At 51.1% G+C, this 12,652-nt stretch carries 15 protein-coding genes; 10 read left to right on the top strand and 5 right to left on the bottom strand.

The features are described from left to right. Positions 1 to 138 precede the first annotated feature (138 nt). The 4 genes from cysT to Hfont_RS05075 all read left to right on the top strand — a co-directional run bounded on the left by cysT (position 139) and on the right by Hfont_RS05075 (position 3,886). Positions 139 to 975 carry a sulfate ABC transporter permease subunit CysT gene (gene cysT / locus Hfont_RS05090; protein WP_112991174.1) on the top strand — a complete coding sequence of 279 codons (837 nt, stop codon included), beginning with the start codon at positions 139 to 141 and terminating at the stop codon, positions 973 to 975. Positions 976 to 985: 10 nt separating this feature from the next. After that, positions 986 to 1,837 (top strand): sulfate ABC transporter permease subunit CysW, encoded by an 852-nt coding sequence (gene cysW, locus Hfont_RS05085; protein WP_112991172.1) that lies wholly within the window; start codon positions 986 to 988, stop codon positions 1,835 to 1,837. A gap of 369 nt (positions 1,838 to 2,206) precedes the next feature. Next, entirely contained in the window at positions 2,207 to 2,401 is a 195-nt protein-coding gene (locus Hfont_RS05080; protein WP_133467267.1) for a hypothetical protein, read from the top strand. Between the two features lie 210 nt (positions 2,402 to 2,611). Further along, positions 2,612 to 3,886 carry an FAD-dependent oxidoreductase gene (locus Hfont_RS05075; RefSeq protein WP_112991169.1) on the top strand — a complete coding sequence of 425 codons (1,275 nt, stop codon included), beginning with the start codon at positions 2,612 to 2,614 and terminating at the stop codon, positions 3,884 to 3,886. Between the two features lie 36 nt (positions 3,887 to 3,922). Here Hfont_RS05075 and Hfont_RS05070 read toward each other — a convergent pair whose 3' ends face one another. Beyond that, positions 3,923 to 4,681 carry an SDR family NAD(P)-dependent oxidoreductase gene (locus Hfont_RS05070; protein WP_112991167.1) on the bottom strand — a complete coding sequence of 253 codons (759 nt, stop codon included), beginning with the start codon at positions 4,679 to 4,681 and terminating at the stop codon, positions 3,923 to 3,925. A gap of 101 nt (positions 4,682 to 4,782) precedes the next feature. On the opposite strand from Hfont_RS05070, the gene Hfont_RS05065 reads away from it, so the two are divergent. Continuing rightward, entirely contained in the window at positions 4,783 to 5,706 is a 924-nt protein-coding gene (locus Hfont_RS05065; RefSeq protein ID WP_206604459.1) for a LysR family transcriptional regulator, read from the top strand. A 116-nt stretch (positions 5,707 to 5,822) separates the two neighbouring features. Here Hfont_RS05065 and nhaR read toward each other — a convergent pair whose 3' ends face one another. Beyond that, positions 5,823 to 6,722: a transcriptional activator NhaR gene (nhaR, locus tag Hfont_RS05060; protein WP_112991166.1), complete on the bottom strand. Its 900-nt coding sequence runs from the start codon at positions 6,720 to 6,722 to the stop codon at positions 5,823 to 5,825. A 202-nt stretch (positions 6,723 to 6,924) separates the two neighbouring features. On the opposite strand from nhaR, the gene Hfont_RS05055 reads away from it, so the two are divergent. The 4 genes from Hfont_RS05055 (at position 6,925) to Hfont_RS05040 (ending at position 9,713) form a co-directional block, all read left to right on the top strand. Continuing rightward, the gene (locus Hfont_RS05055) at positions 6,925 to 7,608 is read left to right on the top strand and encodes a Bax inhibitor-1/YccA family protein (protein WP_112991164.1); all 684 of its coding nucleotides are present in this window, start codon (positions 6,925 to 6,927) and stop codon (positions 7,606 to 7,608) included. Between the two features lie 78 nt (positions 7,609 to 7,686). After that, on the top strand, positions 7,687 to 7,950 hold the full coding sequence (locus tag Hfont_RS05050) for a TFIIB-type zinc ribbon-containing protein (protein WP_112991162.1): 264 nt from the start codon (positions 7,687 to 7,689) through the stop codon (positions 7,948 to 7,950). Positions 7,951 to 8,275: 325 nt separating this feature from the next. Further along, positions 8,276 to 8,902 carry a carbonic anhydrase gene (locus Hfont_RS05045; RefSeq protein ID WP_112991160.1) on the top strand — a complete coding sequence of 209 codons (627 nt, stop codon included), beginning with the start codon at positions 8,276 to 8,278 and terminating at the stop codon, positions 8,900 to 8,902. Between the two features lie 121 nt (positions 8,903 to 9,023). Next, entirely contained in the window at positions 9,024 to 9,713 is a 690-nt protein-coding gene (locus Hfont_RS05040) for a YbaY family lipoprotein (protein WP_112991159.1), read from the top strand. A 14-nt stretch (positions 9,714 to 9,727) separates the two neighbouring features. On the opposite strand, the gene Hfont_RS05035 is transcribed toward Hfont_RS05040, so the two are convergent. Further along, positions 9,728 to 10,333, bottom strand: coding sequence for a DUF938 domain-containing protein (locus Hfont_RS05035; RefSeq protein ID WP_112991719.1), 606 nt, complete (start codon positions 10,331 to 10,333; stop codon positions 9,728 to 9,730). 43 nt (positions 10,334 to 10,376) lie between these two features. After that, positions 10,377 to 10,667, bottom strand: coding sequence for a GIY-YIG nuclease family protein (locus Hfont_RS05030; RefSeq protein ID WP_112991157.1), 291 nt, complete (start codon positions 10,665 to 10,667; stop codon positions 10,377 to 10,379). A gap of 98 nt (positions 10,668 to 10,765) precedes the next feature. On the opposite strand from Hfont_RS05030, the gene Hfont_RS05025 reads away from it, so the two are divergent. After that, positions 10,766 to 11,641 carry a c-type cytochrome gene (locus Hfont_RS05025; protein ID WP_206604458.1) on the top strand — a complete coding sequence of 292 codons (876 nt, stop codon included), beginning with the start codon at positions 10,766 to 10,768 and terminating at the stop codon, positions 11,639 to 11,641. On the opposite strand, the gene Hfont_RS05020 is transcribed toward Hfont_RS05025, so the two are convergent. Then, positions 11,642 to 12,538 carry a class I SAM-dependent methyltransferase gene (locus tag Hfont_RS05020; protein ID WP_112991155.1) on the bottom strand — a complete coding sequence of 299 codons (897 nt, stop codon included), beginning with the start codon at positions 12,536 to 12,538 and terminating at the stop codon, positions 11,642 to 11,644. Between the last annotated feature and the right edge of the window lie 114 nt (positions 12,539 to 12,652).

Raw genomic sequence — 12,652 nt, 5'->3', positions numbered from 1 at the left:
AGCATCATCTTTGTCATTCTGTATGAGGGTGGTTTACAATGCCGCCATCCATGCGACCATCTGTAACTGGGTGGTCGTTTGCTTTTGTGGCATAACGTTTTGCAGTGACATCGCACTGCCCCTGAATCCGCACCTATTGTGAATCTGTCTCTCCGCTTCTTTCGCAGTACACCGATCCTGCCGGGCTTTTCATTAAGCTTCGGTTTTTCGACGCTGTACATCAGTCTGGTTATCCTGCTGCCGATTTCGGCCTTGCTGGTTTATGTCAGCGGCATGTCGTTTCAGCAGTACTGGTTTGCGATTACCGATGCGCGCGTGCTACAGAGTTACAAAGTGACGGCGATGGGTGCGTTTTATTCCACCGTCATCGTGACCTTCATCGGCTTTCTGCTGGCGTGGGTCATTACGCGTTACGACTTTCCTGGCCGTCGCCTGATTGATTCTCTGGTCGATCTGCCGTTTGCACTACCAACCTCGGTCGCCGGCGTAACCTTGTCCGTCTTGTTCATGCCAACCGGCTGGCTTGGTCAGTGGTTTGAAATTTTCGGTATCAAAATCTCTTATGCCTTCCCCGGCATAGTCGTGGCGATGATCTTTACCAGCCTGCCCTTCATCGTGCGTTCAGTACAACCTGTACTGGAAGACATGGAAAGCGAACTGGAAGAGGCGGCCCTGATGTTGGGTGCGAATAAATGGCAAATCTTCTGGCGCGTGATTTTGCCGACGTTGGTGCCTGCATTGATCACCGGCTCTTCACAAGCCTTCATTCGCAGCCTAGGGGAGTTCGGTGCAGTCATCATGATCGCCGGGAATATCCCGTTCCAGACGGAAGTTACATCACTGATGTTGTTCGTCCGCCTGCAGGAATATAACTACCCCGCCGCTGCCGCGATTGCATCTGTCGTTCTGCTGGCATCGCTGACGCTGCTGTTCCTGCTGCAAGTTGTGCAGAGCCGTTTCTTCAAGAAAGGCTGAGGACATCATCATGGCAAAAGCAGTCAAACGTCCTTCTCAAACCCATCAATGGATCTTGATCGGCCTCGGCATCGTGATGACGATACTGCTGCTGATTGTGCCGTTGGTTCTGATTTTTACGCAGGCATTCAGCGGTGGTTTGTCCCTGCTGTGGCAAAACCTGAATGAAGATTACATGAAGCATGCGTTCGGCCTGACGCTGCTGGCCGCGGTACTGACCGTGCCTATCAATCTGGTATTCGGCATCCTCCTCGCATGGTGCGTCACGCATTACGACTTCTTCGGACGACGTTTATTGGTGACATTGGTAGAAATTCCTTATGCCACCTCGCCTGTGGTTGCCGGCTTCTGCTATCTGGTCGTGTATGGACTCGAAGGAGCTATCGGCAAGTGGTTGTATGCGCATGACGTGCAACTGATGTTTGCATGGCCGGGCATCATCATGGTCACATTGTTTATAACCGCGCCGTATATCGCGCGCATCCTGATGCCCCTGATGCAAAAACAGGGCACAGAAGAAGAAATCGCAGCGCTGTCTTTAGGCGCGACCGGCTGGCAAATTTTCCGAGATGTGACATTACCGAATATCAAATGGGCATTGCTGTACGGTGCAGTCATTACCAACGCACGCGCAGTCGGCGAATTCGGCGCGGTGGCGGTAGTCTCAGGCACCATCATGAATCAAACCCTGACGCTGCCATTGCTGGTTGAACAACTGAATAACGATTACAAAACTGCTGCTGCATTCACTGCCGCAGCCTTGCTTGCCTGCATGGCCTTGCTGACCCTGATTCTGAAAACTGCGATGGAGTGGCGCCAGGAAAGGCGTGAAGCAGAATCAGAAGATAGTCGTATTAGTTAAGCAACTTTCAGGGTGTGCACAATTGCGAATTAATTTCGCACTGCCGCCCTTCCCCACCAAAAATCCACTATCATCGCGCTGCGCTGCAGAACAGCTTGCGGCCCAATTTCCGTTTGATCGAAACTCTCGGTTTCGACATCGTTCGCAAAACAGTCAACGCGTCCATTGCTATCGGTAGCAAAAAAATCATCAGAGAGTCAGTCGATTCCTACAAGGTTTTAGGATGATTTCTGATCGCCATTCCCGAATGGTTAATCTATTCTCGCAACTCAGGTCGCGAACAGCATTCACCAAAGAGTAGATACGCGAAATGCGATATCAACAAGCAGCTTGGCAATTTTGCAAGTTGCCTTCAATAAGGAAAACGATATGTACAGCAATCACGATGAGATCAACAATCCAAATTTCCTGACGCACGTTAGACGCATTCCAGATGCCAGCAAAATGCAGGCTGGCGAACAAGACAGTAACGATGATGTATCCACAGAGTTGGCAGAGGATGCCGATCCTGCGCATATCACTACCATTCCTTTCAGCACCACCAAGGTCGGTTCTTTCCAATAAAATTTTCTGAAGCTGGATCAGCTTTCTACGCGTGACAGCCTGGCTATAAAACTTGCTGCATCACCTAAAGCTGATCCTAACTCTGCAGTCTTCCATTCCCGCAATTCTGTTTTCCAGCGTTTTTTCGCATAGCTTCTATACTTATCCTTAGTTAGTCCATTTAGCACTACTCAACTCTTGTATTGGTCGTACCATTTCCTAGAGGAATGTATGCCTAACGAAATTCATACACGTTGTTGTATTGCAGGTGGTGGTCCAGCCGGCATGATGCTGGGCTTGCTGCTGGCGCGCGCCGGTGTCGATGTACTGGTGCTGGAAAAACATGGTGATTTCCTGCGCGATTTTCGCGGCGACACCGTCCATCCATCCACACTGGAATTGATGCAGGAACTCGGTTTGCTGCAAGCCTTTCTGCAAAGACCGCACGACAAGGCTTACCAAATAAGCATCAATGTGGCCGGTCAGGAATTGATGATTGCCGATTTCTCGCGCCTGCGTACAGCATGCAATTTCATCGCCTTGATGCCGCAATGGGATTTTCTGGATTTCCTGCGCGATGAGGCCATCACCTATCCCAATTTCCGTCTGATACAAAATGCCGAAGTCATCGGCTTGCTTGAATCCGATGAGCGCATAAACGGAGTCCGCACCAACACCAATGAAGGTTCATTAAACGTCTACGCAGATCTTGTCATAGGAGCCGATGGCCGTCATTCGACTGTACGCAAGGCGGCAGGGTTGACCGTGCGCGATTTGGGCGCGCCTATCGATGTGTTGTGGATGCGATTGCCGATTGCTGTCGGCGATCCGCCCACTACAGGAGCGCGCTTGAGAGCAGGGAAATTCTTTGTGATGCTCAATCGCGGAAGCTATTGGCAATGCGCGTATGTGATTGCCAAGGGCGGCATCGCGGCCATCCATGCACGCGGACTGAAGGCCTTTCATGCGGAATTAGCCGCAGCTGCACCACTCTTTGCGGACCGGGTTCAATCGCTGCAAAGCTGGGACGACATCAAATTATTGAGCGTCACGGTCGACCGTTTGGAGCGCTGGTGGAAACCAGGTTTGCTGTGCATAGGCGATGCCGCGCATGCGATGTCGCCTGTAGGCGGTGTTGGTATCAACCTGGCGATTCAGGATGCGGTCGCGACTGCCAATATTTTATCCAAATCACTTACCAATCCACACACGCAGGCACAGGCATTGACGCCATTGCTCAAGCAGGTTCAGAGCCGCCGCCTGTTTCCCGCAAGGATCACGCAAGCGGTACAAGTCGCGATCCAGAATCGCGTGCTGGTTCCAGTAATTAGCGCGCAGAACAGGCAGGCACTCACGATTCCATGGCCATTAAAACTATTGAATCGCTGGCCGGTATTACGCAAAATTCCAGCTTATGCAATCGGTATCGGTGTTCAGCCCGAACATATCCTGGATAGACCGGAACATGCCAAACTGCATGCGCCTGAATTACCAGTTTCAAAATAATATTTCGGCTGCCAGAACGGCAGCCGAAGACCTGCCTTAGATCAGCATCCCGCCGGAAACTTCTATGCGCTGTGCATTGACCCAACGGTTACCGTCAGACAGCAAGGCGGCAATTGCACCACCGATATCGTCAGGTTGACCGACACGCCCCAAGGCTGTCATCGACGCCACCATTTGGTTGAGTTCCGCGTTATCACGCACTGCACCGCCGCCGAAATCGGTTTCAATCGCGCCTGGTGCGATCGTATTGACGGTAATGCCGCGTGCGCCAAATTCTTTCGCCATGTAACGCGTCATCACTTCGATGCCGCCCTTCATCATTGCATATGCGGCATAACCGGGAAAACTGAAACGTGCGAGGCCACTCGATACATTGACGATGCGACCACCATCAACGATCGACGGCAACAGTTTCTGCGTCAGGAAGAACGGGCCTTTCAAATGCACAGACATCAATTCATCGAACTGCTGCTCTGTCATATCGGCAATGGCGGCATGTATGCCCATACCGGCATTATTGACCAGGTAATCGAGTTGATCTGCACCGAACTTGGCACGCAACAATTCTTTTACTGATTCCACAAACGCGATAAACGATGCGCTATCGCCGACGTCAAGTTGCAGCATGGCCGCGCTGCCGCCATCGCCTTCGATCTGCTGCACCAGCGCTGCGGCTTCCGCAGCGTTGCTGCGATAGGTGCCGATAATGGCAACGCCTTGCGCAGCCAGATGCAATGCAGTGTTTTTCCCCAAGCCACGGTTGGCGCCGGTAATCAATGCGATTTTGCGAGTCATGATGTACTCCTTGTTAAGTTGGCAAATTGCAGTATATTGTTCGGATATACCAAGATAAATATCAGTGATATGAATGCACTGTTCGGATAAAACAAACCAATATGTCAATCAATAAGCTCGACTTACTGCACACTTTCGTCCGTGTCGCCGAGGTTGGCAGCTTCACCAAAGCGGCCTCTGATCTAGGCCTGCAAAAAGCCAGCGTGTCTGAGCATGTGCGCTCGCTGGAAGATTTACTCGGTACGCGTCTGCTACATCGAACCACACGCAAGGTGCAACCGACGCACGATGGCACAGCGCTGCTGGAACGCTGCAAGGATTTGCTGTCCGATATGGACGAACTGGAAGGCATGTTCCGACAAGCCGGCGCAGATTTAAGTGGTCGGCTGCGGGTCGACATGCCGACATCGATTGCCCGCAACATCGTGATGCCGCGTCTTGGAGAATTTCTGGCGCAGTACCCGAATATTCATATCGAGGTCAGCAGCACTGATCGCTTCGTCGATGTCGTACGCGAAGGATTTGATTGCGTGCTGCGGGTTGGCAGCACGATTGACAACTCGCTGATCGCGCGTCGAATTGGTTTGCTCGAATTGGTGAACTGCGCGAGCGTCAGCTATCTCGAAAAATACGGCGTGCCGCAAACGCTGGAAGATTTATCCTCGCATTACCTGATCCATTATTCGACGGTGCTTGGCATGCGCAGTAGCGGATTCGAATATGCAGTTGATGGGAAAAACATGTCGTTGACTATGCAAGGCTTCGTCACCGTCAATAACGTCGATGCAGGCGAAGCTGCATATCTAGGTGGCCTGGGTATTGCGCAGGTACCGCTTGCAGGTGTGCAGCACCATGTTCATTCAGGTCGACTGGCGCTGCTGCTGCCGCAATATGTGCCAAATCCATTACCGTTTTCTTTGCTCTACGCGCATCGCAGACATTTGCCGCATCGTGTGCGCGTGTACATGGAATGGTTGACGAAAGTGTTGCAGGAAACGACCTGGCTCAATTTTCCGGCTGAATAATTTGAAAAGACAATACCAGACGTCATACGTAAATTTTTCCCGTGAACAGCACTGACAAAAATAAAAAAGGCGATGATGATCGCCTTTTTTATTTGTGTTTAATTTCGATACTGCGATCAGCGAATCAAACTTTCCCGCGCAGCCGAGCTGATTGCCACCACCGCAGGATGCGTCAACTGCCGCTCTACTGAGATTGCATAGAACTGCTCGGTCACCACATTTGTACGACCAATCTCAGTCACACCATATTGCTTCTTGATTTGCTCGGCAACCGCAGATGGCGCCGCGAAAATACCTTTACCGGCGGCACCGAATGCCTGCAGCAAAGCGCCATCGTCAAATTCGCCTATGATGCGCGGCCGCACTTTTTCTTTTTCAAACCAGCGTATCAGGCGCGGCCGAACTGCAGCATCTTCACCCGGCATCAGGAAGGGGGCGCCATCCAGACTTTTCGGAAAACCCTTCTCGTATTCTTTCGCCAGTTCATCGGTCGCAAAGAAGGTCACGCCGCACTCGCCCAGCAAATGGTTATAGCCGCGCACGTCGATATTCGCCGGCATCGGACTATCGGCGATCACGATATCCAGCCTGTGCACAGCCAGATCGGCCAGCAGGCTGGTCAACTTGCCTTCACGACAAACGATACGCAAGGATTCCGGCAACTCCATCGCCGGCTCCAGCAACAGATAGGCAATCGCCTTCGGCACCGCATCGGCGACGCCGACTCTGAATTGCAAAGGCCATCCGCCCGGACGGAAGCGCAAGACTTCCTGCAACTCTTCGCCCAGCGTAAAAATTTCATCCGCATAACCGAGTACTACACGCCCAGCATCATTGAGCTCAAGACGTCGGCCGACGCGGTTGAATAATTTGTAACCGAGCACATCTTCAAACAAGGTGATCTGGCCGCTGATGGTTTGCGGCGTCAAGTGCAGACGCTCGCTGGCGCGACCTATGCCGCCCGCTTTGGCGACGACCCAGAAATAATGCAAATGCTTGTAATTCATTGTGCTCATCGCGTCTCTATGCTCAGTTTTTACGAATCAAAAATTAATTATATTCGAATTTTCAATAGAATAAAAAGCGAGTAAATTTAGAGTGCTTCATACTGGAACGTATAAACAAAATCAAGCAAAGCAGAACTGCAGGCAGGAAAATGCGTCTTACTTTGCGTGACCAGCATGATGGAAGTACACACACACTTGAGGAGTAGCTAACATGAATCCAGTTGACCAACTGCGCAGTTCCCCACAGACGACGAGTTTCTCGACATCTGTCCTGTCGACCAACAAAGTCATCCGCAATACGTATTTATTGCTATCCATGACTTTGCTGTTCAGCGCGATCACCGCAGGCGCAACAATGGCTTTGAATTTGCCACGCCCTGGTCTGATCGTCACGATGGTCGGTTATTTCGGCTTGCTGTTCCTGACCAATAAATTCCGTAATCAAGGTCTGGGCATTGCCTTCGTATTCGCGCTGACCGGCTTCATGGGTTACACCATCGGACCTCTGCTGAACATGTACCTCGGCTTGCCGAACGGTGGACAAACCGTGATGATGGCGTTCGGTGCAACCGCTGCAATCTTTGTTGCACTGTCGGCTTACGCACTCACCAGTCGCAAGAATTTCAGCTACATGGGCGGCTTTTTGACAGCTGGTATTCTGGTGGCCTTCCTGGCTTCGCTAGGCGCTTACTTCTTTGAAATCCAGGCATTGTCGCTGGCAGTATCCGCAGCCTTCGTCTTGCTGATGTCAGGTCTGATCCTGTATGAAACCAGCGAGATCATTCACGGCGGCGAAACCAACTATGTGATGGCGACTGTCACCTTGTTCGTCGCGATCTTCAATCTGTTCATCAGCCTGTTGCAATTGCTTGGCTTCGTGAATAGCAACGACTAATCGTTTTCCTGTTTTTACGATGTTCTGAGCAAGCTGCGCGCCATCTACGGATGGCGCGTCTACATCAAAGGCATAAACATGAAATGTCCAATTTGCACTGATATGCAGCTGATCATGTCCGATCGGCATGGCATTGAAATCGATTACTGCCCGCAATGCCGCGGCGTATGGCTTGATCGCGGCGAACTCGACAAACTGATCGATCGTTCTGCAACAGCATTGGTAGGCGATATACCGCCTCGCCAGAGCGGCGAGCGCAAACAAAAACTACACGGCTACAGCAAGGAAGGTTACGGCCAGAAAAGTAAAAAAGACTTGATAGGCGAGCTATTTGATTTTTGATGAGCAGGTTTTGATACAAGAGTTCTCATGCAAGAAATGCAAGCCGGCCGCAATATTTATATATTGCGGCCGTTTCTTTTTCCTCCCGGTTTTTCATTTTCCCCTGCCTTCCACCCCGTTTTTTCACTCTGATTAATCCCCAAACCGCACTGAAAGACTCTGGATAACAGCTTGTTGCTCGGCTTACAGCACCGAATTGACTTGAAAACTTTAGAAAGCAAACACGGAGCGAATGCTTTAAAGTAGCGAACGTCTGGCCGCAAGTGCCGCTTGCTCTGCCTTGGAAAGGCAAGCAAAAAAAATGGAAAAGTAAGGAAAAAACAAAATGAATACTGCAAAAGATGCACTGGAACGTCTGCGCGAAGGGAACCGCCGTTTCGTCGCAGATATCCGTAACGACGACAATACATCGACACGCGCACGCCGCAAAGAAGTAGTGAATGGGCAAAACCCGTTTGCAATTATTCTCGGCTGCTCGGACTCACGAGTACCCGCCGAAATGGTGTTCGACCAAGGGCTGGGCGATTTATTCGTGATCCGCGTCGCTGGCAACATCGTGGCGCCTTCGCAAGTCGGCAGCGTCGAATTCGCGGCAGCGCTTTACAAGACAAAACTGGTAGTAGTACTCGGACATTCGCAATGTGGCGCGATTCTGGCAACGCTGGAAGAATTGAAGCGCCCGAATGAAAATCAGTCGCGCAATCTGAAGTCCATCGTCGACCGCATACGCCCTTCGGTAGAAACGTTGCTCGAAACAGATTTGAAACATGATCACGATGCGCTGGTACATCAATCGGTACGTGCCAATATCCGTGCGTCGGTCAATCATTTACGTCACGGTTCCGAGTTGCTCGAAAACCTGATTCAAAATGAAGGTTTGCTGGTGGTCGGTGCCGAGTATTCACTGGAGACCGGTGCAGTAGAATTTTTTGACGGCATCCCTAAGAACTGATGTAACAAGCTGGCCTTGATCAAGGTCAGCGCTTCATACCTGCTCTTTGCATTGCGATCACAATCCTGCCATTGGTAAACCACACGTTCAACCAGCCATCAATCATTTTCAGGATAGCCAGATGAAATCTCGTCATTCATTGATCGCACTGCTTGCTGTATGCGTACTCGCCAGCGGCTGTGCAAAAAAACTCAAGCCTGACAACTTGCCTGCCCTGTCCGGCAATGTCAGCGGCACCGTCGCCTATCGCGAACGGATAGCCTTGCCACCAGATGCAAAAGTCATTGTCAGCCTGGAAGACGTCACACGCACCGGCAAAAGCGGCAGCTTCATCGCCCAGCAAACTATACGGCCGACCACGCAAGTACCTATTCCATTCAACTTGCGCTACATTCCCGCAGCAATCGATCGCAGCCACCGCTATGCGGTCACTGCATCTATTCTGGATAGCCAGGACGGCGTGATATGGACATCGGAAGAAGCGACCGCGATCTCGTTCCATGAGCCGGAAAAACCGGTAGCTCTTCTGCTGCAACGTGCTCTTAATCCAAATGCGCTTGCTACACCATCTGCGAATACCGGCATGGCGTTCAAATGTGCCGATATCGAATTCATCGCGAAGTTCAGCGCCGACAAAGTACAGATTCTGCTGGCGGGTAGAACCCTGATATTGCCGCATGTAGTATCAGCTTCGGGCGCACGTTACAGCGATGGCAGCAATACATTCTGGAACAAGGGAAATGACGCGCTGCTGGAAATCAATGGCGTCAGCTACAAAGGCTGCAAAACCGATCCCTTGCCTGCAAAGTAAAATTTATAGATTGTTCATGTGCGCTGCCATACGAGCAAGCGATTATTCGCCGGCATCGCATGGTCAGCCTGCATGATAAATCCATGCGCGTTCGCCAATTCCTGCATTGCTTCGATGTCGCGTATCCCCATATGTGCAGCTTGTGTGCGCAGGCTTGCATCAAATTGCGCATTGCCCACACTCGTAAATTGTCCCTTGTAATTGAACGGCCCATACACGCATAGTTTGCCGCCGGCTTGCAAGACGTGCGCCGCACCGGCAAACATTTTCTCGACTTCACTCCACGCCATGATGTGACAGGTATTCGCTGTGAATACTGCGTCCATATCTTTATCAAGCAAATCAACGGCCCACTCTGCATTCGACATATCCAGAGCGATAGGCGGCAATACATTCTTCAATGCCGCTTCCTGCAACCAGGCTTGAATACTCGAATGGTTTTGCGGCAGGTCGCTGGTTTGCCAAATCAATTGCGGCAAACCAGCGCCAAAGAAGACGGCATGCTGACCGGTACCACTACCGATTTCGAGTACATGTTTCCGATCAGCGAATTCTTTATCCAAGATAGCGAGTATCGGTTCACGATTACGCTCGCATGCTGAGGAAAATTGTTTGTTCATTGCTGCATCCTTATCAGTTTGCTCGATTAGTTGCATCAGGTTTTTAACTATCTATCTCTGCATGCGACAAGCCTATTTGCCAAACGCCATTGCGCTGAAGACAAAAACTTCGCTTCTCGAATGCGCTCAAACGCTTCATTGCATACTCGGCTTTGGATGCAGTCGAGCGATCGGGATATTCAACGATGGCCAATAAGCGCCGTGGCGGACGCGAACGCGTATAGCGCGCGCCCTTGCCTTTTTGATGTGCGGCATAGCGCGCATGTACATCAACGGCAATGCCGGTATAGATGCTGCCGTCCTTGCATTCAATCAAATAAAGAAACCACGTCATGCTTAATCAACTTTCAGGCTGAAGCTTTTTCCTGCATTCATTCGAATACCAAGTTTCGCTATACTGCAGCGACATCAGCTTAACTGAATGCGCCGCATATGAAAAACTTGATAGCTTCCGATATCCGCAATAGTCATTCTGTCCGCGGGCTTTTCGCATGCGTCATCGTACTGATGCTGATTACTACCGGCAATCTCGCGACTGCGGCAGAACCTGTGCTTGAACTCGCATTCGCCAAACAACGCCAGAAGCTGGCACGCTCCGATCTGCTGCGACACCCTGACGTGCGCACCATCAGCATTCCTGCCGATGTCAGTTACAAACGAAAAATGGAATATCGTGCGCTGCCGCTGAAATCAATCTTGCGCACTCTGCATGGCATCAGCACCGTGCAATTCAAATCTGACGATGGCTTCGTCGCCAACATCCCGGCCGAACTCTTGTCGGGTGCATCTGAACCATGGCTGGCGATAGAAGCTGCCAACGCGCCATGGCCGGAATTGAAGCCAGGCGGTCGCAGTGCAGGCGCATTTTATCTGGTCTGGATCTCGCCGGAGAAAAGCAATATCACACCGGAATTCTGGCCATATCAAATTGCTGTCATCAGCGAAATTTCTGCGTTGACTGAGCGTTATCCGCAAATTCTGCCTGATGCATCCTTGAAAAAAGACAGTGCGGAATATCGCGGCATGCAAGCCTACATCACGCATTGTTCGAGTTGCCATCAGATCAATGGCGGTGGCGATGCGAAGTTGGGGCCGGACTTGAATCTGCCGTTCAATCCGACTGAATATTTTCAGGCAGATTTCTTGCGCAAGTACATGCGCGATCCGGCGGCCGTACGGAACTGGCCACAATTAACGATGCCAGGATTTTCGCCCAGCGTGATGAATGATGCACAGCTGGATGACTTGCTCGCGTATTTACATCACATGACGCAACGCAAGCAGTTACCGGCTGACGCGAAGAATTAATTAACTTGCTTCAGCCGATGTTGTTGACGACTCGTTAGTAAAGAAGCGCGATTGCATTTCTTCCAGCCCCAGCGTTTGCAATACTTCCTGCAAACGCTCGGTCGGGCGCTTGCGCGGCAGATCCTTGTAAGTGGCGATGATCAATTCATTCTTCATCGAATGTTCCCAACCCACCAGTTCCGTCACATTGACTTGATAGCCATGCGCTTCGAGTTGCAGGCAACGCAAGACGTTAGTCACTTGACTGCCAAACTCACGCGTATGCAAGGGATGACGCCAGATTTCTGTCAGCGCGTTCTTCGCCAGCGTCTTGCCCTTGTTCTTTTTCAAAACCGATGCCACTTCCGCCTGGCAACAAGGTACCAGTACGATGAACTTGGCCTGCTTCTCCAGCGCAAAATGAATCGCGTCGTCAGTTGCGGTATTGCAGGCGTGCAGCGCCGTGACAACGTCGATTTTCTTAGGCAACAGATCGGAGGTAATCGAATCGGCAACCGACAGATTCAAGAAGGTCATGCCGGGAAAATCCAGTTTTTTTGCGAGCGCTTCCGATTTTTGTACCAGCTCGTCGCGCGTTTCTATGCCGTAGATGCGTGACTGATCCTTGCGTTCCTTGAAAAACAAGTCGTACAGGATGAAGCCCAGATAGGATTTGCCGGCACCGTGATCGGCCAGCGTAATGTCAGGATGATCGTTTTGAATTTCCTGCAGCAAGGGTTCGATGAACTGATACAGGTGATAAACCTGCTTGAGCTTGCGGCGGCTATCCTGATTCAATTTGCCGTCGCGCGTCAGGATATGCAGTTCTTTCAACAACTCGATGGACTGCCCCGGACGTATCTCGTGCGCGTCCTTGGCTTCATTGCCGCTTTCCTTGCCTGCTTGCTTTTTACTCATCTGCTGCTTCCGTGATTCTGGGGTGCGCCCACTATAGGGATTTTGCCGCTAACCGGCAACCTCTGCTCCCTGCAAATTCTGCAATGCGGCCAAATAAAGCAGCGCATTGTTAAA

The organism is Herminiimonas fonticola (genome assembly GCF_003293745.1).
Lineage (GTDB): Bacteria > Pseudomonadota > Gammaproteobacteria > Burkholderiales > Burkholderiaceae_D > Oxalicibacterium > Oxalicibacterium fonticola.
The sequence above is the reverse complement of the archived record's forward strand: the minus strand, read 5'-3'. Positions and strand labels throughout refer to the sequence as shown.